This window comes from Hyphomicrobiales bacterium (genome assembly GCA_016710435.1).
Classification (GTDB): domain Bacteria; phylum Pseudomonadota; class Alphaproteobacteria; order Rhizobiales; family Aestuariivirgaceae; genus Aestuariivirga.
On sequence record JADJVV010000029.1, the window covers coordinates 1 to 22,567 of the forward strand.

Annotated in this window: 25 protein-coding genes; all 25 read left to right on the forward strand. The window is 68.0% G+C overall.

Annotated features, from left to right (window positions below):
- The first annotated feature begins 28 nt into the window (after positions 1-28).
- The 25 genes from IPM06_20195 to IPM06_20315 all read left to right on the forward strand — a co-directional run bounded on the left by IPM06_20195 (position 29) and on the right by IPM06_20315 (position 22,417).
- Positions 29-508, forward strand: coding sequence for a phage terminase small subunit P27 family (locus IPM06_20195; protein ID MBK8772729.1), 480 nt, complete (start codon positions 29-31; stop codon positions 506-508).
- Positions 489-2,264: a terminase large subunit gene (locus tag IPM06_20200; GenBank protein MBK8772730.1), complete on the forward strand. Its 1,776-nt coding sequence runs from the start codon at positions 489-491 to the stop codon at positions 2,262-2,264. Before IPM06_20195 ends, IPM06_20200 begins: the two co-directional genes overlap by 20 nt.
- Positions 2,265-2,266: 2 nt before the next feature.
- Complete coding sequence (locus IPM06_20205; protein ID MBK8772731.1) at positions 2,267-3,679, forward strand: phage portal protein; 1,413 nt, start codon at positions 2,267-2,269, stop codon at positions 3,677-3,679.
- The gene (locus IPM06_20210; protein ID MBK8772732.1) at positions 3,673-4,365 is read left to right on the forward strand and encodes an HK97 family phage prohead protease; all 693 of its coding nucleotides are present in this window, start codon (positions 3,673-3,675) and stop codon (positions 4,363-4,365) included. The genes IPM06_20205 and IPM06_20210 overlap by 7 nt, the downstream gene beginning before the upstream one ends.
- Before the next feature lie 70 nt (positions 4,366-4,435).
- The gene (locus IPM06_20215) at positions 4,436-5,602 is read left to right on the forward strand and encodes a phage major capsid protein (protein ID MBK8772733.1); all 1,167 of its coding nucleotides are present in this window, start codon (positions 4,436-4,438) and stop codon (positions 5,600-5,602) included.
- A 38-nt stretch (positions 5,603-5,640) separates the two neighbouring features.
- Positions 5,641-5,850, forward strand: a complete 210-nt coding sequence (locus tag IPM06_20220; GenBank protein ID MBK8772734.1) for a hypothetical protein — start codon at positions 5,641-5,643, stop codon at positions 5,848-5,850.
- Between the two features lies 1 nt (position 5,851).
- Positions 5,852-7,516, forward strand: coding sequence for a hypothetical protein (locus IPM06_20225; protein ID MBK8772735.1), 1,665 nt, complete (start codon positions 5,852-5,854; stop codon positions 7,514-7,516).
- Positions 7,517-7,545: 29 nt separating this feature from the next.
- Positions 7,546-7,944 carry a hypothetical protein gene (locus IPM06_20230; GenBank protein ID MBK8772736.1) on the forward strand — a complete coding sequence of 133 codons (399 nt, stop codon included), beginning with the start codon at positions 7,546-7,548 and terminating at the stop codon, positions 7,942-7,944.
- Between the two features lie 33 nt (positions 7,945-7,977).
- A complete protein-coding gene (locus IPM06_20235) occupies positions 7,978-8,553 on the forward strand; it encodes a phage head-tail connector protein (GenBank protein MBK8772737.1) in 576 nt (191 codons plus the stop codon).
- On the forward strand, positions 8,550-8,894 hold the full coding sequence (locus tag IPM06_20240; GenBank protein MBK8772738.1) for a phage head closure protein: 345 nt from the start codon (positions 8,550-8,552) through the stop codon (positions 8,892-8,894). Before IPM06_20235 ends, IPM06_20240 begins: the two co-directional genes overlap by 4 nt.
- Positions 8,891-9,370 (forward strand): HK97 gp10 family phage protein, encoded by a 480-nt coding sequence (locus tag IPM06_20245; GenBank protein ID MBK8772739.1) that lies wholly within the window; start codon positions 8,891-8,893, stop codon positions 9,368-9,370. The genes IPM06_20240 and IPM06_20245 overlap by 4 nt, the downstream gene beginning before the upstream one ends.
- Positions 9,367-9,732: a DUF3168 domain-containing protein gene (locus IPM06_20250; GenBank protein ID MBK8772740.1), complete on the forward strand. Its 366-nt coding sequence runs from the start codon at positions 9,367-9,369 to the stop codon at positions 9,730-9,732. Before IPM06_20245 ends, IPM06_20250 begins: the two co-directional genes overlap by 4 nt.
- Positions 9,733-9,847: 115 nt before the next feature.
- Entirely contained in the window at positions 9,848-10,489 is a 642-nt protein-coding gene (locus IPM06_20255; protein MBK8772741.1) for a hypothetical protein, read from the forward strand.
- A gap of 1 nt (position 10,490) precedes the next feature.
- Positions 10,491-10,865, forward strand: a complete 375-nt coding sequence (locus IPM06_20260) for a hypothetical protein (GenBank protein MBK8772742.1) — start codon at positions 10,491-10,493, stop codon at positions 10,863-10,865.
- A 68-nt stretch (positions 10,866-10,933) separates the two neighbouring features.
- Entirely contained in the window at positions 10,934-11,113 is a 180-nt protein-coding gene (locus IPM06_20265; GenBank protein MBK8772743.1) for a hypothetical protein, read from the forward strand.
- Positions 11,114-11,147: 34 nt separating this feature from the next.
- Entirely contained in the window at positions 11,148-13,064 is a 1,917-nt protein-coding gene (locus IPM06_20270) for a hypothetical protein (GenBank protein ID MBK8772744.1), read from the forward strand.
- A 6-nt stretch (positions 13,065-13,070) separates the two neighbouring features.
- Entirely contained in the window at positions 13,071-13,679 is a 609-nt protein-coding gene (locus IPM06_20275) for a DUF2460 domain-containing protein (GenBank protein ID MBK8772745.1), read from the forward strand.
- Entirely contained in the window at positions 13,676-14,524 is an 849-nt protein-coding gene (locus IPM06_20280) for a DUF2163 domain-containing protein (protein ID MBK8772746.1), read from the forward strand. The genes IPM06_20275 and IPM06_20280 overlap by 4 nt, the downstream gene beginning before the upstream one ends.
- Positions 14,524-14,964, forward strand: a complete 441-nt coding sequence (locus tag IPM06_20285; GenBank protein MBK8772747.1) for a peptidase P60 — start codon at positions 14,524-14,526, stop codon at positions 14,962-14,964. The genes IPM06_20280 and IPM06_20285 overlap by 1 nt, the downstream gene beginning before the upstream one ends.
- Positions 14,964-18,896, forward strand: coding sequence for a hypothetical protein (locus IPM06_20290; GenBank protein ID MBK8772748.1), 3,933 nt, complete (start codon positions 14,964-14,966; stop codon positions 18,894-18,896). The genes IPM06_20285 and IPM06_20290 overlap by 1 nt, the downstream gene beginning before the upstream one ends.
- Positions 18,897-18,919: 23 nt before the next feature.
- Entirely contained in the window at positions 18,920-19,825 is a 906-nt protein-coding gene (locus tag IPM06_20295) for a hypothetical protein (protein MBK8772749.1), read from the forward strand.
- Entirely contained in the window at positions 19,822-20,547 is a 726-nt protein-coding gene (locus IPM06_20300) for a LamG domain-containing protein (GenBank protein MBK8772750.1), read from the forward strand. The genes IPM06_20295 and IPM06_20300 overlap by 4 nt, the downstream gene beginning before the upstream one ends.
- Positions 20,548-20,574: 27 nt before the next feature.
- Positions 20,575-20,889 carry a hypothetical protein gene (locus IPM06_20305; GenBank protein MBK8772751.1) on the forward strand — a complete coding sequence of 105 codons (315 nt, stop codon included), beginning with the start codon at positions 20,575-20,577 and terminating at the stop codon, positions 20,887-20,889.
- A gap of 2 nt (positions 20,890-20,891) precedes the next feature.
- Positions 20,892-21,245, forward strand: coding sequence for a hypothetical protein (locus IPM06_20310; GenBank protein ID MBK8772752.1), 354 nt, complete (start codon positions 20,892-20,894; stop codon positions 21,243-21,245).
- A complete protein-coding gene (locus tag IPM06_20315) occupies positions 21,245-22,417 on the forward strand; it encodes a glycoside hydrolase family 19 protein (GenBank protein MBK8772753.1) in 1,173 nt (390 codons plus the stop codon). The genes IPM06_20310 and IPM06_20315 overlap by 1 nt, the downstream gene beginning before the upstream one ends.
- Positions 22,418-22,567 lie beyond the last annotated feature (150 nt).

Below are 22,567 nucleotides of genomic sequence, written 5' to 3' on the forward strand. Positions count from 1 at the left end.
CAGAATGTCAAAACGGGAGGGGGGGGCTATGAGCAGGCCACGCAAGCCGTCCGGGCTGAAGCTGGTGACGGGTACCGACCGCAAGGACCGCCGCAACGATGGCGAGCCCGAGCCGCTGCTGCTCAACGACCTGGCGCCGCCTGCGCATCTTGCGCCGCGCTCTGCCGCCGTGTGGTCCGAGGTGGCGCCGATGTTGCGCCGCATGCAGGTGCTGACCGAGGCCGACGTGCTGGCGCTGGAGTTCCTGTGCGATGCGGTGGCCGACTACCGCCTGGCGCGTGAGACATGTGGAGACGACTTCGTGGCGCACTCGCACAAGGGCAGCCAGATGCTGAGCCAGTGGTTTGTGGCCAAGCTGACGGCCAAGAAAAGCGCCGAGTCGATCATGGGCAAGTTCGGGATGGACCCGGCCAGCCGATCGCGCGTGATGGTCAACCCCCAGCAGGATCTGTTCGGCCAGCAGGCCGGCGGCACCGGCCGATTCTTCAATGACCGCGGCAACCACTGAAGCGCCGAAGGCTGAGCGCCGGCGCCCGCCGCGGCGCCAGGCTGCGCTGGACCGCGCCACCGCCTACGCGCACGACGTGCTGGCTGGGCGCATCATCGCCGGGCCGCATGTGCGCGCCTCCTGTGGGCGCCACCTGGCCGACCTGGAAACCGCGGCCGACCGCGGCCTGCGCTTCAGCGTGCAGCTGGCGGCGGACGCCATCGCGTTCTTTGAAGAAGTGCTCTGCCTCAACGGCGGCGACTACGAAGGCAAGCCATTCATCCTGCAGCCGTGGCAGGCGTTCATCGTGGGCAGCCTGTACGGCTGGCAGCGGTACGAAGAAAAGCTGGCCGACTGGGTGCGCCGCTACCGCGTGGCCTACGTGGAAACCGGCAAGGGCAGCGGCAAAAGCCCGCTGGCTGCCGGCGTAGGCATGAAGGGCCTGACGGCTGACGGCGAAAGCCGCGCCGAGGTCTACGCCGCGGCCACCAAGAAGGACCAGGCCATGGTGCTGTTCCGCGATGCGGTGGCCATGTTCCAGCAAAGCCCTGAACTGCGCGCCCGCCTGACGCCCAGCGGCGTGGGCGAAAACGTCTGGAACCTGGGCTACCGATCAACCGGCAGCTGGTTCCGCCCCATCAGCGCAGACGATGGCCAGAGCGGCCCGCGTCCTCACATCGCGCTGATCGACGAAGTGCACGAACACAAGACCGCCCAGGTGGTGGAGATGATGCGCGCCGGCACCAAGAGCCGGCGGCAGGCGCTGATCTTCATGATCACCAACAGCGGCGCCGGCAAGACCACGCCCTGCGGCATCTACCATGACTACGCCTGCGACGTGGCTGCCGCGCGCCGCGTGGACGATGCGTTTTTCAGCTACGTCTGCGGCCTGGACGAAGGCGAAGACCCGCTGCACGATGAGGCCTGCTGGCCCAAGGCCAACCCCAGCCTGCAGCTGGCCAACCTGCCAGGCCTGCAGTACCTGCGCGAGCAGGTGACCGAAGCCCGCGGCATGCCGGCCAAGGAAGCCATCGTGCGCCGGCTCAACTTCTGCCAGTGGACGGCGGCCATCAACCCGTGGCTGAGCGCTGCCGTGTGGGAGCCTTGCCAGCAGGACTACGCCGAAGACGAACTGCGCGGCCGGCGTGCCTATGCCGGCCTGGACCTTTCCAGCACTACCGACTTAACCGCTTTTGTGCTGCTGGTGGAGCCCGCCGCCGAAGGCGACCCGTGGAGCGTGCTGCCGTACTGCTGGCTGCCCGAGGAAGGCATGCAGGACCGCTGCAACCGCGACCGCGTTGACTACGCCACATGGGCCAAGCAGGGCTATCTTGAAACCACGCCGGGCCGCGCCATCAGCAAGCGCCATGTGCTGCAGCGCGTGGCTCAAATCTGCTCGCGCTTTGACGTGCAGAGCATCGCGGCCGACCGCTGGCGCATGGCGGACTTCAAGCAGATCGCCGAGGACGAAGGCATCAACCTGCCGCCCATGCTGGACTTCGGCCAAGGCTTCAAGGACATGAGCCCGGCGCTGGACGCCTTCGAAACCGCGGTGATGAACCGCACGCTGCGCCACAACGGGCACCCCGTGCTGACCATGTGCGCCGCCAATGCCGTCACGGACAGCGACCCCGCCGGCAACCGCAAGCTCAACAAGATCAAGGCCACGGGCCGGATCGACATCGTGGTGGCCGCGGTGATGGCATACGCCAGCGCTGCGTCAGACATCGCGCCTGCCAACCTGGACGAGTTCCTGAACTCGCCACTGATCGGCTGACAATGGCCCTACTTGACAGCATCCGCGGCTGGTTTGGCCGCGCCGGCGCGATGGGTGAACGGGCCGGCGCACAGGCCAGCATCCCCAGCATGGCGCTGGTGCCCGACACCGCCAACATCGGCGCCGATGCGGCCCTGCAGATCAGCACCGTCTGGGCCTGTGTGGAGCGCCGCGCCAGCATCATTGCCAGCCTGCCGCTGTTTGCCTACACCCAGGCCGGCAACGGCATGAAGGAACTGGCCCGCGCCAGCAGCCTGTACGGCTTGCTGCACAACAGCCCCAATGCGCGGATGACGCCTTACGAATTCTGGCGGGCCATGGTGATGAACCATGACCTGCGCGGCAACGCCTACGCGCGCATCGAACGCAACGCCGCCGGCGAAGCCACCGCGCTGTGGCCCATGCCGGCTGACCAGGTGACGCCCATCGTGCTGAACGATGGCGCCATGGTGTACCAGTACCAGATCGACAGCGACCTGGCCATCATCGCGGCGGCCAACGTGCTGCACCTCAAGGGCCTGGGCAACGGCACCACCGGGCTGTCGAAGCTCGAATTCATGCGGGCCACCACCGACGAAACTGCCAAGGCGCAGACCAGCGCCGCCAAGATATTCGGCAGCAGCGGCAAGCCCACCGGCGTGCTGATGATCGACCGCGTGCTCAAGCCCGAACAGCGCGAAGCCCTGCAGCTGCGCTTTGCCGAGATGGCCAGCGGCAATACCGCCCGGCTGTACGTGCTAGAAGCGGACATGAAGTACCAGCAGCTCAGCATCAGCCCCGAAGACCAGCAGCTGCTGGAGACGCGGCGCTTCAGCGTCGAGGAAATCTGCCGCTGGTTTGACGTGCCGCCCGTGCTGGTGCACCACGCCAACGTCACCACCTGGGGCAGCGGCATTGAACAGATCGTGGCCGGCTTCCACAAGTTCACCGTGCGGCCGATGCTGGTCAGCATCGAGCAGGCGGTGACCAAGCGCGTGATGACATCGCAGCAGCGCGCCACCATGAGCGTGGAATTCAACTTCGAAGCCCTGCTGCGTGGTGATCCAGCCGCACGCGCGCAGTTCTACGCCACCGGCCTGCAAAACGGCTACATCACCCGCAACGAAGTGCGACAGCTTGAAAACCTGCCGCGCGATGCCAGCCCGCAGGCTGACGCGCTGACCGCGCAGACCAACCTGGTGCCGCTGGCCCAGCTTGGCAAGGCCAGTGAACCCGTGGCCGACACTGATCCGCAGAGCCTGGCCGCCGCGGTGGCCATGACCATCAACAAGGCCGCGCAGGAAGACGGAGCCCAGCGCCGCCATGCCGAGATCGTGGCCGCGCTGCGTGACGCCAACAACCGGCCGGCCGCGCCGGCGGCAGCAGCAGTTTCTCGCCATTCACCTGCTCACGCACTAGGAGCCGCACCATGCTGATGCGCAAGCACATCAACCTTCAGGATGCCGTCATCAAGATGGACGGCGACAGCGGCAGCTTCGAAGGCTACGCCAGCGTCTTCGGCGGGGTGGACAGCTACGGCGACACCATCGTGCGCGGCGCGTTCGAAAGCACGCTGCGCAACAACGGCAAGCCCAAGATGTTCTTCAACCACGAATGGACCATGCCGATCGGCAAGTGGACCACCGTGCGCGAAGACGACCACGGCCTGTATGTGGCCGGCGAACTGACGCCGGGCCTGAACGTGGCCAGCGAAGTGCGCGCCGCCATGAAGCACCAGACGCTGGACGGGCTGAGCATCGGCGGCTTTCTGAAAAAGGGCGACTATGACGAAACCGAAGGCGGGCGCGTCATCCGGCGCTGGTCCAGCCTGGTGGAGATTAGCCCGGTGGTTTTCCCGGCTGACGCCGCGGCCCGGGTTGACCTGGGCAGCGTCAAGGGAAGCGCCGACCTGGCCGAAGCCATTGAAGAAATCAGCAGCGTTCGTGAACTTGAGAGCTTTCTGCGGGATGCAGGCGGCCTCACCAAAGGGGCCGCCGTAGCGCTGGTGTCCCGCGCCAAGGTGGTGATGGGACTGCAGGGGGAGCCTGCACCCGACACACCCGAGGCGAAACAACTGCAGCTGCTTGGCGTGCGCATGAGGCTCGCCGCGTTGGCCGCATAGGCGCGCATTCCGCAACCGCAACACAGCCGCCCGAGGGCGGTTTTTTCATTCCCTGAAAGGTAGCAGCATCATGTCTCTCGAACTCATCCTGAAGGCCTGCGAAGGCATCGAAACCAAGCTCAAGACCGTCAGCGAAAAGGCCGACGGCGAGATCGCCACGCTGGGCAAGGTCACCGCCGACACCAAGACGGCAATGGAAACCCTGGGCACTGAGCAGCGCGTGCTGGCTGACCGCATCCAGCAGTTGGAACAGCGCGCCACGCCCGTGGAAGGCGCCAAGGCCAAGGAAGACAGCTGGGGCGCCCAGCTGATCAAGGCCAAGAGCTATGAAGCCTTTGCCGGCGGGCACACCAACAAGCTGCGCGTGGAAGTGAAGAACACGCTCACCGGCAGCGACAGCAACGTGGCGCCAGCCCGCGCGCCCGGCGTGGTGAGCGGCGCCTTCCAGCCGCTGACGCTGGAGAGCTTCCTGCCCAGCATGAACACCGCCAGCAACGCCATCGAGTTCACGCGCGAAAACGTGTTCACCAACAGCGCGGCAGAAGCGGCTGAAGGTACGCAGAAGGCTGAATCCGCGCTGACCTGGACGCTGGTCAACATGCCCATCAGCACCGTGGCGCACTGGATCAAGATCAGCCGCCAGCTGGCCGCTGACAACAGCGCGCTGGCCAGCTACGTGGACACCCGCATGCGCTACGGCGTCAACCTGAAGGTGGAAACGCAGCTTGGCGCCGGCGACGGCGTGGCGCCCAACATCAGCGGCGTGCTGGACAGCGGCAACTTCACCGCGCACGGCTACACCAATGCCGCGTTGACGGCCATCAGCGCCACGTTCAAGAAGCTGATCCTGATCCGCAAGATGCTGGCCGACACCTGGGCGGCTGGCTTCCCGGCTGACGGCATTCTGCTGAACCCGGCCGACTGGGCCACGATCGAGATCGAGCTGCTGACCACCGCAGCCGGCCAGCAGCTGTACAGCGTCAGCGATGGCGGTGTGCCGCGCTTGTTTGGCGTGCCGGTGATCCAGAGCATCGGCATGACGGCCGACAACGTGGCCGTGGGCGCCTTCGGCCAGGCCTACATGATCCACAACCGCGAAGGCGTGGTGGTGGAGATGTCCGACAGCGACAGCGACAACTTCACCAAGAACCTGATCACCATCCGTGCCGAGCGCCGCCTGGCGCTGGCCACGGAGCGCCCGGCCGCGGTGCGCGCTGGTGACCTGACGCCGGCCTAAGCCCGGAGGGGCCGGCCGCAAGGCTGGCCCCGTACACCATGCAGGTTCAGATCAAGTTCACCAAGCCCGGCGCGTCTTCGGTGTTTGGCGCCTTTGCGCCGGGCGACCTGCTGCGCTGCAGCGCAGACGCTGCGCGGCACTTTGTGGAAGACGCGGCGTGCGCGGTGTACGTGCAAGCCCAGGCAACCGCCGAAGCCCCAGTACAGCCGCCGGCACTGAAGGCGCGCAAGCGCGCCGTAAAGGAATAACGTGGCCACCATCCAGCTGCTTCACCAGTTCAACGGCTACAAGCCCGGGTTCTATGACTTCGGCGCGGTTGAAAACGCGCGGCTGATCGCGCTTGGCCTGGCGCGTGACTGGACTGTCGAGTCCGATGGCGGGCAGTCGTTTGACGACATGCTGACGGCCGGTGAAGTGGCGGCAACCCGAGCACTGGTGTCAGGGGGTTGGAATCGAAAAACAATTGCACAACTGCTGGAGGCTGGCACTTTCTACATCGCGCACGATGGCGCTGGTCAGTACGAGTGCGAGTCGTACACGCCACGGGCGTATAGGGCTGCCGCGATGGCTGGCGCTTCGGCGGCCATCATCCCTGATGGGTGCAATTGGCGCACCACGACTGACGGCGCGCTGATTGACGCGCATTCAGACCTTCTGAACACTACAGTAAATGGCGCGGCCTGGACCGATGGCGGGGCTGTCAACGCGACAGCTATAACCAAAGCTGCCGCCCGCGCCATAACGATCAAAGGCAGCGCCTGTTACCCATTCGGCGGCTTGGATAGTGTCGGCCTGGTTGATCTCGATGCGTTCCTATCTGCGGTTGGTGGGCTGGTGCCTCATGCTCCAGAGCCGAAAACGCTGGCGGGCGCTCAGGCAACGATGCGCGAATACCCTCTGCACGGGTTGCAGCCGTATTCGCTTGTCAACTTCAACAGCGTAGTCGGCGCCTACGGCACCATCGGGCCGCAGTTTCGTGCTGCCGGGTTCACGCATATTGGGTATATCCTTGCTTCAGGTGAGCACGCCAGTTTTAGCGGCGCAACCGCCGCCGCCCTACTGGCTGCTGGCGTGAATTGGGTGGTTCTGGACCGCCTACAAGCGCAGGCGATCAGTTGTGCCGTCACGGCAAAGGCTGCGGGGCTGTATGTTCTCGTGTGGAGCGTCTGGCGACAAAGCCATATAGACGCTTTCACCGCTGGCACGGTGGACGCATGGGCAGTCGAAACACCACGATACCTGGCCCGCGCTCCTGGCGCGGTTGGGTTGCTGCGGACAAACTTTCCTGCCGGCGTGCCTGGGTCCGGTTGGATAGCGTTCAACGATTCAAATAACGCCGATGGGCGCGGCGTCCCTTCTCCTGCAACGGCGGGATATTGGAGGTGGGCACCCGCTGCATCGTCTGGATCGCGAGGGTGTCTTATCGGTTCGCTTGTCCCTGCAGGCGCGATGCCTGAGCGGTACACGATCACGGTGCCGTTTACGGTTGTGTCGCGCGGAACGACAGATAAGCGTTGGGGTCTAATGTTCGCAATGGGCACCAACGACGAAGGCGCGGACCTTGAAAACGGGTCTACAAAATTCGTTGGATGGGGCATTCAGATTCGCCACTCAAACGCAGTCGATGGGACTGGATCAAACGGCGATCTGCGATACCGCAATGTGTCGTCGGGTGGTGTGCTTGGCAGCGTCACGTCGCAGGCTCTGTCAGGGCTCATCACCGATGGGATGTCGTGCACGCTGACAATACAGGTAACTCCCACCCAGGTCATTGCGTCCCTGTCAGGCGGCGTTACGGGAACGCTGACGATGACTGACTCCACCACGCGGGGCAAGTACCCCAGCATCGGCGTGATGGGCGGCATTGCTGGCGCCGTGATAGACCATGGCAACGTGATCATTACGCCCAACTGATCCCATCCCCTGCCGGTACACCTGACAACATGCTGCGCCGCACCGTTCATGCCGTGCTGGTGCTGCTGGCGGTCATCCCGTGGGTGATCGGCCTGGCCGGCTTTGGTGTGGCGCTGCTCCTGGTCCTGTTGGCCGACTGGGCATGGCCCAAAGCCACATGGGGCAACTGCTGGTCCTTTGTTGGCCCGCGCTGGTTCAAGCACGGCGGGTACATCTGCGCACGCCCAGCCGATGGCGTCAGGTTGCTCGGCAAATTCTGGATTCCGCACGCCTTCTGGATGCCAGAGATCGGAGCGGACGCCAGCATCCAGCAGACCGTGCCGGATCACCGATCAAACGCGCAGTGGCTGCCGTGGCGTGTCCTGTACTTCCCTTACCGTGTGATCCGCAAAGAACGTGCGCACAACTCCAACTGGGCCGATCTTTAGCCCGTGTTTCACCAAGCCAATGAAGGTCCAGCAATGAGCCTGACCCTGATCACAGCGCCGGCGCTGGAGCCCATCACGCTGTCCGAAGCCAAGCTGCACTTGCGCGTTGACAGCACGGACGAAGACGCGCTGATCACCAGCCTGATCGTCGCCGCGCGGCGCCTGGCCGAGCATCAGATGGGCCGCGTGCTGATCACGCAGACTTGGGAACTGAGGCTTGATGAATTCCCGGATGATGACATCGATCTGCCCATGGCTGGCCTGCTGGGCATCACGTCGGTCAAGTACCTGGACGTGGCCAACGTCGAGCAGACCGTAGCGCCGGGCAACTACACGCTGGACGCCGCCGTGACGCCTGCCCTGGTGCGGCTGGCTGCCGGCGCCAGCTGGCCCGGCACCTATGCGGTGGCCAATGCGGTGAAGGTGCGCTTCACGGCCGGCTACGGCCCCGCGGCTGCCGACGTGCCGGCCAATGTGGTGGCATACATCAAGCTGCAGATCGGCGCGCTGTACCGGCACCGCGAAGCGTTTGCCGCCGGCGTGCAGGTGGCCGAGCTGCCCAACCGCTTCACGGCCGCGCTGCTGGACGGTGAAAGGGTCTACCTGTGAACATCGCCGCCGGGCTGATGGACCAGCGCATCACGCTGCAGGCGCCCAACGCCAGCGTGGACAGCCTGGGCCAGCGCGTGGAAACCTGGGCCACCGTGGTGGCGCTGTGGGCCAACGTGCAGCCCCTGCGCGGGCGTGAGTTCTTTGCCGCCGGCGCCATCAACAGCGAAGCGCAGGTGCGCGTGCGCATCCGCTACCGGGCCGGCGTGACGGCCGCCATGCGCGTGCTGTGGAAGGGTGTGCCGCACGCCATCGTGGCCGAACCGGTGGACGTGAACGGTGGCCGCCACACGCTGGAGCTGCTGTGCAGCGCCGGCATCCGCGACGGGGCCGCGCCATGATTAGCGCCAAGGTGCGCGGCATACCGGACCTGAAGGCCGCGCTGGCCGGCATCGTGCCCAAGCTGCGCGTGCGGGCCCTGCGCAATGCGCTGGCGGCTGGGGCGCGTGTGGTGCAGCGCGTGGCGCGTGCCAACACCCCGGTGCTCAACGCCGCCAGCGTACCGGTGCGCAAGGGGTGGCGCAAGCCCGGCACCGTGCGCAAGGCCATCAGCGTGCGCACCAGCAAGATCGCGCGGCGCAAGGGCGATGTGGGCGTTTTCGTGAACGTGCGGCCTTCCAAGCGCGGCCAGCGTGGCGCCCGCAACCCGAATGACCCGTTTTACTGGCGCTGGCTGGAGTTTGGCGCCAAGCACATGCGCGGCAGCAACTTCCTGCAGGCTGGGGCCCAGCGCTTGAATGAGGCGCTGCAGGTCTTCAAGCACGCCATCGGCCCGCAGATTGCCAAGCTGAACAAACCCAAGGCACCCGCGCCATGACCGTCGAAACCGACTTCCGCGCCCTGCTGGCCGCGCACGCGCCGCTGACGGCGCTGGTGGGTGCCCGCATTGCCCTGAACGCGGTGCCCGAAGGCAGCGCCTTCCCGCTGGTGGTGTTTGCCGCACAGCACACGCCCACGCTGGGCCTGGACGGCACGCTGCTGGCGCACCAGGCCACGCTGGATGTGCAGTGCTGGGCCGAGACGGCCGCCGCGGCGGATGCCGTGGCCGACGCGGTGGTGGCTGCCGCCGCGCTGGCCCCATCTGCCCGCGGCTGCGCGCTGCTGGGCCGCACCACTACGCACGACCCCGAGGTGGGCAAGGACGGCACCACGCTGAGCTTTGACTGGTGGGCCGTGTAGCCACTGCAGACGCCTGTACACCACCCCCGCGGGGCCGCCACGTTGCAAGACGGGCGGCCCCGCTGCTTTTCTCACCGCAACCGGCCTTGTGGCCATTCACTGAAAGGAAGCCATCATGGCAAACGTCAAAGGCCGCAACGTCAAGATCGAGATTGCGGCAACCTACGCGGCACCCAAGACGGTGACCGCCGTCACCCTGGCCAACCCCGGCGTGGCCACCAGCGCCGCACACGGCATGGCCAACGACACCGTGGGCTACTTCAGCAGCGTGGGCGGCATGGCCCAGCTGGAGGGGCAGGCCTGCCGGGTCAAGAACCAGGCGGCAAACACCTTCGAGCTGCAGGGCCTGAACACCACCAACTTTACCGCCTTCACGTCGGGCAGCTTCACGCCGGTGGCCACCTGGGCCACGCTGGCTGAATCGACCGCCTATGACATCGGCGGCGGCGCGGCCGACAAGCTGGACGTGACGACGCTGATCGACATCGTGAAGAAGGAAGAGCAGGGCCTGCTGCCGGTGAGCAACGTGTCGTGCGAGGTCATCGCGCAGGACACGCCCAGCGCGGCCATGCAGCTGCTGGAAGCCGCCGTGCAGAGCCAAGGCGCGGTGGTGGTGCGCATCACGCTGCCCAACGGCGCCGTGCGCATCTTTTACGGTGAGCCCAGCCTGCCGGGTGAAAGCGTGCAGGTGGGCGCGGTTGGCACCGGCAGCCTTGACTTCACGGCCAAGGGCTTTGTGCTGAAGCTGGCCGCCTGACGTGGCCACCGAGGTGCAGGCGCTGCTGGCCCGCATGGCCGCGCAGCGCGAAGCCTGGGCCGAGCTGGGCGGCGGCAAGAAGCTGCAGTACCGCCGCCCGCCCGAGGTGGAATTGCCGCGCCTGATGGGCGGCGTGGGGCTGGAGCACGTCACCCAGTACGCCTGCGGGTGGGAAGGCTTCACTGAGGCTGACCTGCTGGGCGCGGGCATTGGCGGCAGTGACGCGGTGCCCTTCCACCGCGACCTGTGGGCCGCCTACGCGGCCGACCATGCCGAGGATGTGGCCGCGGTGTCGCAGGCCATGGCGCAGACCGTCACCGTCTACCTGCAGCGCAAGGCGGACGTGGCAAAAAACTCGCAGGCATCCTCGACCTAGAACCCGGTGTCGAGTATGAAGGCGATGACCTGCCGCGCGCCGGCGCTGAAGACCTGCTGGCCTTCAAGGTGTTCAACCTGCTGGCCAACGGCATGGGCGGCATCGATTGGGCCGGCCTGCCACTGGTGTGCGGCTGGCTGGGCGTGGACGACGCCGAAGGGCTGATGCAGCGCCTGGCGCTGATCAAGGCCCACCGCAAGGCAGACGAAAAGGACCAGCCGCATGGCACTGGCAACGCTCAGCATTGACCTGGTGGCGCAGCTTGCGTCACTGCAGACCGGCATGGACAAGGCCGGCCGCATTGCGGAAAAGCAGGCCGCGCAGATTGAGGCGCGCTATGCCCGCATGTCGGCGCTGGCCGCCAGCGTGGGCGCGGCGCTGGGCGGAGCCATCTCGATCGCCGGCATCACGCAATTCTTGCGCAGCACCATCGACGGGGTGGACGCGCTGAACGACTTGAGCGATGCCACCGGCGCCAGCATCGAGAACATCAGCGCGCTGGAAGACATTGCCGCGCGCACCGGCACCACGATGGACACCGTGGGCAGCGCGCTGGTCAAGCTCAACAAGGTGCTGGCCGAGGCCGACCCCAACAGCCCCATGGCGCGGGCGCTGCAGGCCATCGGGCTGAACGCCACCGAACTGCGCAAGCTGGACCCAGCCGAGGCCCTGCGCCGCACCGCCGTGGCGCTGGCCGGCTATGCCGACGACGGCAACAAGGCGCGGCTGGTGCAGGAGCTGTTCGGCAAGAGCATCCGCGAAGTGGCGCCGCTGCTGAAGGACTTGGCCGAGGCGGGCAAGCTCAATGCCACGGTGACGACGGAACAGGCCAAGGCGGCAGAGGAATTCAACAAGCACATCTTCGCGCTGCAGAAGGCCGCCACCGATGCTGGCCGGGCCGTGGCAGGCCCGCTGGTGGAGGCTTTGAACGATTACATATCCCGAATCACCCAGTCCGAGAATAAGACGCTGGAGTTCGTCAAGGCGCTGGGGTTCCTGAGCCTGCCGGGCGCAGTGGCTGCAGGCGTTGGCAAGCTGCTGGGCATCGGCGCCGAAGACATTGACCTGCTGCAGCAAGCGCAGAATGAACTGAAGTCGATCGAAGCCGCGCTGCAGCGGCAGGACATCAGCGAAGCGCGCCGCGCCGAGCTGGAAAACAAGCGCATCGGCCGCCTGCAGACCATTGCCAAGCTGCAGGCGCAAGCCTTCAGGCCATCGCAGAACTACGGCGATGCTTACCGGCCCAGCGTGCCCGGCATCCCCGAGGCGCCCAAGAAAACCGGCGGCGCGGCGCGTGAGCGTTCATTCGTCAGCAACAGCTTCGATCAGGCCACCATCGCCGCGCTGCGCGCGATGGAAGCCACTGATGCCAACAAGCTGCGCGAACTGAACCTGGCGCTGTCGGGCCTGTTTGAACTGCAGCGTGAGACACGCGGCGACCCCGTGGTGGTGCAGGCCATCGCCAAGGTGCGGGCGGAGATCGAGGCGCTGACCAACGCCCCCGTGCCGGACCCCGGGCCCACCAAGGCCTACGCCGACGCGCTGGCCGCGATGGCCGCCACACCGGTGGCGCAGATCCGCGAGATATCGGCCGCGCTGGATGAACTGTTCAAGCTGCGCAACGTAGGCATCGACAGCCCGGAGCTGGAAGCCGCCATCCAGGCGCTGAGCGACAAGCTGGCCGAGCTGAAGAAACCGCTGGCCGAGATCAACACCTTCGCGGCAGAAGCCGGGAAGAACATCCAGGACGCGCTGGGCGACAGCATTCTGAAGGTGATGGAAGGCAACACGGCAAGCATTGGGCGCATCTGGGTCGATATGCTGCGCCGTATGGCCGCACAGGCGGCCGCCGCACAGCTCGGCAAGTGGTTGCTGGGTGGCGACTACGGCAAGACGGGCCAGATCGGCGGCGCGGCTGGCGACCTGTTCAAGTGGTTCGGCTCATTGGGCACCCGCGCCGACGGCGGCCCCATGACGGCCGGGCGCCCGTACCTGGTGGGCGAGCGCGGGCCCGAGATCGTGGTGCCGCGCCGCGCCGGCACGGTGCTGCCAAACGGCGTGGGCATGGGCGGTGGCAGCCGCACCGTCAACGTCACCATCAACATGGCCGGCGGCAGCGGCGGCGGCCAAAGCACCGCGCTGCAGGCGGGCGAGGCGATCGGCCGCCAGGTGCGCCTGGCCCTGGCGCGCAACGGGTAAGCACAGATGGCCTTCTACGAATCCCCCCGCTTCCCGGACGCAATAGCCTACGGCGCGCTGGGCGGGCCTGAGTTCTTGACCACCGTGGTGGCCAGCGGCTCGGGCCGCGAGGCGCGCAACGCGGCCTGGGCCTACCCCAAGCACCGCTGGGACGTGAGCCAGGGCATCAACGGCCAGGCGGACTTCGAGACGCTGCGCGCGTTCTTCATGACCATGCGCGGGCGCTTCCACGCCTGGCGCTTCAAGGACTGGGCGGACTACACCGCCACGCACACCACGGGCGTGGTGACGGGCATCACGGCGACCACCTTTCAGCTGACGAAGCGCTACACCAGCGGCGCGCAGACGCTGGACCGCATCATCACCAAGCCGGTGACGGGCACGCTGGAGGTGAAGGTCAGCGGCGTGGTGACGGCGCACGCGGTGGACACCACCACGGGCGTGGTCACCATCGGCACGGCGCCGGCGGCGGCCAACGTGACCTGGGCGGGTGAATTTGACGTGCCCATGCGCTTTGACACCGACCGGCTGCAGGGCCGCATCGAGTCGCGCAACGCGCAGGCCGGGCTGCTGCACCTGTGGGACAGCATACCGATCGTTGAGGTGCGGGTGTGACCCGGACAATAGGCGCCGGGCTTCTGGCGCACATGCAAAGCGGCGCCACCACGCTGGCCTGGGGCCTGAAGGTGACGCGGGTGGACGGCACCGTGCTGGGCTGGACATCACACGACCGGCCCGCGGTGATCAGCGCCGTGACGTACAGCGCCGACCTGGGGCTGGACGTGGCCAGCCTGGTCAGCAGCGCGGGCTTTGCGGTGGACAACACCGAGATCAACATCCTGGCCGACGACGCGGTGATCACCCGCGCCGACATCATGGCCGGCGTGTGGGACGGCGCGGCGTTTGAGCTGTTCCAGTACAACTGGGCGGACCTGGCGCAGGGCCGCGATGTGCGCAAGGTGGGCAACTTTGGCAACGTGCGGCCGGTGCGCGGCGCCTACGTGGCTGAGCTGCGCGGCCTGCGCCAGCGGCTGCAGGCCAGCATCGGTGGCATTACCCAGGCCACCTGCCGTTACCGGCTGGGCGATGCGCGCTGCACCAAGGCGCTGGGCGCCTTCACCTTTGCCGGCACGTTGACGCACGTCACCAGCCAGCAGGTGGTGCGCGACAGTGGCCGCGCGCAGGCGGCGGGGTACTTCACCGCGGGCGTGATCACTTTCACCAGCGGGGCCAATGACGGCCTGCAGTTCAAGGTGAAGGCGCACGCGGCGGACGGCACCTTTACGCTGGACCTGCCGGCCGTGGCGGCGCTGGCGGTGGGCAACACCTACAGCGTGGTGGCCGGCTGCACCAAGCGCCTGGCGGAGGACTGCCGCGACAAATTCAACAACGTGCTGAACTTTGGCGGTGAACCGCACCTGCCCGGCATTGACCAGGTAACGGCGCCGCCGGTGACGTGATGGCAACCCGTGCACAAGTGGCCGCGCAAGCGCGCGGCTGGATCGGCACGCCCTTTGCGCACCAGCACCGCGCCCGCGGCGTGGGGGTGGATTGCGTGGGCCTGGTCATCGGCGTGGCGCGTGAGCTGGGCCTGGTGCCCGAAGGCTTTGACGTGACCGGCTACGCCAGCGTGCCCGACGGCCGGGCGCTGCCGGCGCAGTGCGCGGCGGTGATGCAGCCGATTGCCCGGGATGAGATGGGCGAGGGCGATGTGGTGCTGGTGGCCTGGAACGGCGGCCCGCCGCAGCACCTGGGCGTGGTGTGCACCTACCGCCACGGCGGCCTGGCCATGGTGCACGCCGACAACCGCGCGCACCGCTGCGTGGTGGAGACGCGGCTGCTGTTTGGCCGATCGATGTGTTTTGTGGGCGCGTTTCGCTTGCCTGGAGTAGTGGCCTGATGGGCAAGAACGTCTCCGCGATGACCGTCATCGCGTACGCCTACGGGGTGTACAGCGGCAACTGGTGGATGTTGGCCAGCGGCATGCTGAGCGACTACCAGACGGCCAACACCCAACTGGCCGGCCCGCGGCTGGACGACCTGAAGCTGCCGAAGTTCGAATACGGCAGCCCCATCCCGCGCGTGTGGGGACGCAACCGCCTGCCATCGGCCCCCATCTGGATGAGCAGCAAGCGGGAGATCAGCACCACCACCGGCGGCAAGGGTGGGCCTGAGCCCGAGGTCACGACCTACACCTACGAGTGCGACATCCTGTACCTGCTGTGCGACAACGAGATCGTGGCGGTGTCGCGCATCTGGGCCAATGGCGAACTGGTGTACACCGCGCTGGCCGATTCGGACGACACCAGCGCCGCGGCCAGCGAATTTACCGACAAGTGGACCGACCTGCGCGTGCATGTGGGCGGCCCCGCGCAGCTGCCCGACACGGTGTACGAAGCCGCGGTGGGCGTGGGCAACGCGCCGGCGTACCGCGGGCGCGGCACCGTGATGATCGAGGGGTTGCAGCTGGGCAACAGCGGCCAGGTGCCGGTGCTGACCTTCGAGGTGCTGACCAGCGCCACGGCCAACGGGCGATGGGTGGAAGCGGGCGAGAACCCCGCGCACACCTTTGCGCCCACATCGCAGCCGGTGCTGGAGTGGGGCTTTGGCACCGACGCCATTACCACCATGCCGGTGCTGGCGGGGCCCAACATCACGCTGGTGGGCAGCAACCCGGGCAGTAACCAGCACGTGGCTACCACGCAAGAGGCGGTGAACGGCGGCAAGCGGTACTTCGAGGTGATGATCAACGACGCCAGCAGTTCATCGGGCGAGCTGGGCTGGATCGTGGTGAAGGACTTTGCGGGCCACCGCTACGGCAGCAACTACAACGGCTACTTCACGGCCAACGGCACCAACCTGGGGGCGCCCGGCGACGGGCCGGCTTCCATCACCTGGCTGGGCGCCAACCGGGTGATGCAGTACGCCTTCGACCTGGACGCGGGCCTGATGTGGGTGGGCGCGGCCGGCGTGTGGCACGGCGTGGCCGGCATCGCCACCGACCCCGGCACCGGCACCAACGGCCAGGCCGCCGGCACGCTGACGCCCGCGGGTTGCACCATCGAGCTGACGGTGCAGGCCAACGGCCCCATCTTTGCGGCCAACCTGCGCACGGTGCGGACGGACTTTGCCTACCCCATCCCGGATGGTTTCACGCCCTGGGCCAGCGACGGCGGCGATGCAGACGCCTGGACGCCCGTGGACGTGCCGCTGGCCAACGTGGTGCAGGACTTGTGCGAGGCCGCGGGCGTGCCACCCGCGCAGGTGGACGTGGCGGCCCTGGCCGGGCTGACGGTGAGCGGCGTGCCGGTGACGCAGGTGTCCCCCGCGCGCAGCACGCTGCAGACGCTGGCGGCGGCCTACTACTTCGACTGCGTGGAGAGCGACAAGCTGTACTTCCGCCTGCGCGGCGCGGCGGCGGCGGCCACCATCCCGCACGACGACCTGGGCGCCGCACCCGACACCCCGGCCGATGGCGACCCCATGGGCCTGGAACGCGCCAACGACATCGAGGTGCCGGCCCGCTACGCGCTGCAGTACATCAACGTGCAGGACGACTATCAGGCCGGCACCGTGTACAGCGACCGCATCGTGTCGCAGAGCGAAGAAACGCGCACCACCACCGTGCCGGTGACGCTGCCGCCCGAGCAGGCGCAGGGCATCGTGGACACGCTGGCGCTGGACATGCGCATCGGCGCCACCACGCTGCGCCCGGCCATCGACACCACGCGCCCGCAGCTGGAGCCCACCGACGTGGTGCAGGTGGTGGACGTGGACGGCAGCACCTACCGCGCCCGCATCGTGCGCGAGAACTACGCCGGCGGCGTGCGCACGCTGGAATGCGTGCTGGACGACGCATCGGTGCTGGCCGCGGTGGGCATCACCGACGACACCAGCACACCCAACGTGAGCGTGGCCAGCTATTCGCTGAGCGACCTGCTGCTGCTGGACATCCCCATCCTGCGCGATGCGGACGACGCGCCGGGCCTGTACGGCCTGATGCGCCCGCGCTACACCACCGGCTGGGCCGGTGCGGTGCTGTTCATCAGCAGCGACGGGGCGGCCTACACGTCGGGCGACAAGGTGACGGTGGCGGCGGTGTTTGGCACCACCACCACCGCGCTGGGCGATTGGACGGGCGGCGCGGTGTTTGACGAGGTGAACAGTGTCACCGTCAACGTGGGCGCCGCCACGCTGGCCAGCGTGGCGCGCGACGCCATGCTGGAAGACGCCAGCCTGAATGCGGCGGTGGTCAACCACGAGCTGCTGCAGTACCGCACCGCCACGCTGGTGAGCGCCGGCGTGTACACGCTGAGCGGCCTGCTGCGCGGCCGGCGCGGCACCGAATGGGCGATGACCGGCCACGCGGCGGGTGAGCGCTTTGCGCTGCTGAAAGCCGGCGGCACGGCCCGCGTGGTGCAGGTGGCGGCAGACATCGGGCAGACGCGGTACTTCAAGCCCGTGAGCGTGGGCCGCACGCTGGCAAGCGCCGAGGCCACCACGCTGGCGCCGGCGAGCGTGGGCCTGAAGCCCTTTGCGCCGGTGGACCTGCGCGCCAGCCGCGACCCCACGGGCGGCCTGGTGCTGGCCTGGAAGCGCCGCACACGGCTGGCCACGCAGTTTGCCGGGGCGGCCGGCATCCTGACGCCGCTGGGCGAGGCGGCCGAGGCCTACGAGGTGGACATCCTGGACGGCGCCACCGTCAAGCGCACCATCAGCGCGGCCACGCCGGGCTGCGTGTACACGGCGGCGCAGCAGGCGGCGGACTTTGGGGCGGTGCAGACCACGGTGGACGTGCGCGTGTACCAGATCAGCGCCGTGGTGGGCCGCGGCACCGCGCTGGAGGCCACCGCGGCGGTGGGCGGCTACACGGCCGCCGCCAGCACCGGCACGGTGACGCTGGGCGGCGCGTTTGTCACGGGCGTGCGCGTCACGGTGTTTGCCGACGCGGTGCAGATCGGCGAGCATGTCACCGTCGGCGGCGACACCAACCTGGCCGGTGCCGCCACCGCGCTGGCGGCGGCCATCACTAGCGGCGGCTTCAGCGCCGCGGCGGTGGGGGCGGTGGTTACCGTCACCGGGCCGGTGGGCCGCACCTTTGTGCTGACGGCCAGCGCCGCGGGGGCGGCCAGCATGTTCGGCGCAGTGCACACGCCGGCCGCACCGGCCGGGCCCGGCACCGCGTACCAGGCGGCGGTGTACGTGGCCAACTACGTGACCGGCGCCACCGAGCCCATACCCGCGGGCACGCAGCTGGCGCTGCAGATCGAGCAGCCCATCGGCACCTACCTGGGCACGGTGAGCTACACCCTGCCGGCCAGCGGCACGCGCTTTGACGCGCTCGGAGGCCTGGCCAACGCGATGGCCACGCACGCCACGCTGGCGGCGCTGGGCTATGGCCTGGGCGTGCAGAGCAACGCGCAGGGCTTCTACGGCCTGCTGACCGGCCCCGTGGGCGCGCAGGGCGTGTACGCGCAGGGCAGCGGGGACAACGGCTTCGGGCTGATTATTTCCGTCAACGCCCTGGGCAGCGCCGCCGTGCCGGTGGACCGGCCGCAGCGCACCATGTACTTCCTGGACGGCACGCCGGCGGCGGGCCAGGTCTTCACCATCACGCTGGGCGGCGTGCCCTTCACCTACACCGCGGTGGGCGGCAACACCATCGTGGACGTGGCCAGCGCGCTGGCCACTGCGGTGGACGCCAGCGCCACCTACAGCGCCTCGCACACCTTTGCCGGCACCCAGGCCTATGTGCACGTATACGGGCAGGCCAACGTGCCCTACACCTACGGCGCCAGCGTCAGCGCATCCATCACCGTCACCGTGGCCTAGAGCCGAGCGGAGCCAATCGCACCATGCAAACACTCAGCAGCAGCCAGGCCAGCCCCGAAGTGCCCATCAATGAGAACTTCGAGACGCTGGACCACGCGGCCGTCTATGGCAAGGCGCACGCCACCACCACCGGGCTGACCTGGGGCTACTACGGCGGGCGCTGGGGCGGCTTTGCGGTGGCCGCCGGCACGCTGGCGCTGACCAACGCCGCCACCAACTACGTGGTGGTGGAGCGCGCCACCGGCGCGGTGACGGTGGCCACCACCAACACCAACTGGAACAACAGCACCGACTATGCGCGCGCCTACAAGCTGACGACGGCCGGCAGCGTGGTGACGGCCACTGAGGACCACCGCGCCGGCCCGGGCGGCGTGCACGGCAGTGCGGGCACCAGCGGCGTGTCACCCGTGGGGCGGCATGCGGTGTACGTCAGCGCCGCGGCCATGCAGCCCAGCGCGGTGGCCGGGTGCGCGCCGCTGGCCATCGTGGCCACGTCGGCCAACAACCCCGACATCCTGAGCCTGGACTTTGACACCACGACGCAGGAATACGCGCAGTTCAGCCTGGCCATGCCCAAGAGCTGGAACCGCGGCACGGTGAGCTTCAGCCCCATCTGGAGCCACGCGGCCACGGCCACCAACTTCGGCGTGGTGTGGGACTTGCAGGCCGTGGCGGTGAGCAACGACGACCCCATTGCGGTGGCCTACGGCACGGCGCAGACCAGCACCGACACGGGCGGCACCACGAACGACCTGTACCGCGGGCCCGAATCCGCTGCCATCACCATTGCCGGCACGCCGGCCGAGTCGGACATGGTGTTTTTCCGCCTGTCGCGCGTGACGGGCAACGGCAGCGACACGATGGCCATCGACGCGCGGCTGCACGGCGTGGACCTGTTCATCACCACCGAAGCGGCGACCGACGCATGATCCCCACGCTGCAGCTGGCCCAGTTTGGCCGCGCCGGCAAGGTGGCCACCGTGGGCGCGGACCCGTACTTTGCCGACGTCAAGTTGCTGCTGCATTTTGACGGCACGGACGGCAGCACCACCTTCACCGACGTGCTGGGCCACACCTGCACGGCCAACGCCAACGCGCAGATCGACACCGCGCAGGCCAAGTTTGGCGGCGCCAGCGGGTTGCTGGACGGGGTGGACGACTACGTGCGCGTGACCGCTTCGCCAGACTTCTACCTGGGCGGCGGTGACTTCACGATGGAGTGTTTTGTGCGGCCATCGTCAACGGTGGGCCTGCGCTTCATCGCCAGCCCGCGGCGCGTGTCGGGGGCTGACTGGAACTGGTACTGGACACAATCGGGCGGCACGCTGTACTTCACCGCCATCGGGCCCGGTGAAGGCGCCACGCTGGTGGCGCTGTCAGGCGGCACGCTGAGCACCGGCGGCGCTTTCCAGCATGTGGCCGTGACGCGATCGGGCGACACCTGGCGGCTGCTGCACGACGGCGCGGTGGTGGACACCGACACGGTATCGGGCTCGATCTACGACGCCAGTGTGGACCTGCTGATCGGCGCGGACGCATCCACCGCGGGGCGCGAGTGGGCGGGGCACATCGATGAGTTCAGGCTGACGGTGGGCGCCGCGCGCTACACGGGCGCCTACACGGTGCCGACGGCGGCATTTCCGGATTCCTGACAACCACACAACAGCAAAGGCAGCACCATGAGCGAAGCACCCCAATTCAGCAGCGGCGGCGGCAAGGCGGCGGACGGCCCGTTTACCTGGGGCGGCGACGAACAAGAGCGTCTTGGCCGCGTCTGCAGCCAGGACGGGCACCCGTACCCTGCCGGCAACTACGGCAACACGGTGGCGGCCGGCTACTACATGGTGCGCGACGACAAGCACGGCATCTGGATGTGGGTCAAGGCCGGCGAGATGGTGCAATGGGACGGCCAGCCGCACCCGGTGCGCGTGTCGCTGCGGGCTGCCAAGGCGGCGCTGTACGATGCGGCGCAGAAGCTGGGCCTGGGTATCTGATCATGCAGGAGCATCGCCACGATGGGCCTGACGCAGCGCCAGGCGGTCAGCCCAGGCGCTTCATCGTGGACGAGTCGGCCACGGACATGGAGCGCCTGGCCGTGATGATGGGCGCCCAGATCCGTGAAGCCGTGCGCGACGGCATCAGCCAGGCCATATCGGACCCGCTGAACTGGGCGCACGCCGTGGGCGCGATTCACGACCACGCGCAGAAGCAGGCCGGCACCTGGCTATTTGGCGGCCTGCGCGTGCTGGTGTCGCGTGTGCTTTGGGTGGCGCTAGCCGCGCTGGCCATCTACATGGTGGGCGGCTGGGCGGCGCTGGTGGCGTTCTTCAAGGCTGGGTGGAACAGCTGATGGTGCTGACCCCTGCGCTGCTGCGTGACGCCATCGGCTGCGGCCAGGATCTGGCCGAGCAGTTTGCGCCCCACCTGTCTGATGCGTGCGAGCTGCACGACATCAAGGGCCCGGTGCGCGTGGCCGCCTTCCTGGCGCAGATCGCGCACGAATCCGGCGCGCTGCGCCACACGCGCGAGCTGTGGGGCCCAACGCCCGCGCAGGCGCGCTACGAAGGCCGCAAGGATCTGGGCAACACGCACCTGGGCGATGGCTTTTTGTACCGTGGCCGCGGCCTGATCCAGATCACCGGCCGGGCTAACTATGCCGGCACGGCGCAGCGCCTGGGCATCGACCTGCTGGCATCACCCGAGCTGCTGGAGCAGCCCCGCTGGGCCGCGCTGAGCGCCGCCGACTGGTGGGCCGCGCACGGCTGCAACGCGCTGGCCGATGCGGGCGACTTCACGGCGCTGACCCGGCGCATCAACGGCGGCACCAACGGCCTGGAAGACCGGCTGCAGCGCTGGGCGCGGGCCAAGGAAGCGCTGGCCGGCGCCAAGCCGGCAGCGCCGGCGCCGCAGAAACCCGCACAGGCCATGCCAGAGCCAGCCAACACGCCACCACGGCCGGATGCCGAGCCGTACACACAGGAGCCACCACAAATGCCGCTCGCCCCCATCATCGGCGCACTGCTGCCGAGCCTGATCGAATCAATCCCCAAGCTGGGCAAGCTTTTCGGCAGCGGCAGCGCCGTGGCTGAGCGCAACGTGGCCGCCGCCACGATGGCCATGGAAGTGGTGCAGCAGGCCACCGGCGCCATCAACGCGCAGGAAGCGTTGGAGAAGGTCAAGGCAGACCCGGCGGTTGCCGCCGCTGCAGCCAAGGCTGTCGAATCGCGCTGGCTGGAGATCGCCGAAGCCGGCGGCGGTGGGATCGAAGGGGCGCGCAAGGCCGATGCGGTGGCCACCGCTTCTGGTGACCTGCTGCACAGCCCCAGCTTCTGGATCGCGTGCCTGATCCTGCCGCTGGTGTACCTGCTGGTGCTTAGCCTGATCGGCCTGATCGGCACGGCCACCTGGTCGGATGACGTGCGCGCCGGCCTGGCCGGCAGCCTGATCAGCGCGGTGATCGGCGGCCTGGTGGGCTACTACTACGGCCAGACTACCAGCCGCAACCGGACGCCGGCGGCGTGACCGCAGGATGCGGGAGCGCTTGCGGGAGTTGCGGGAGCGATCGCCGCTAAGTTGTTGATTTTGGCTGGCGGAAGGGGCGGGATTCGAACCCGCGGGGGGCTGTTAATCAGGCCTCGCAATGGCGCCAGCGCTTGCTCTCCGGCCGATTGC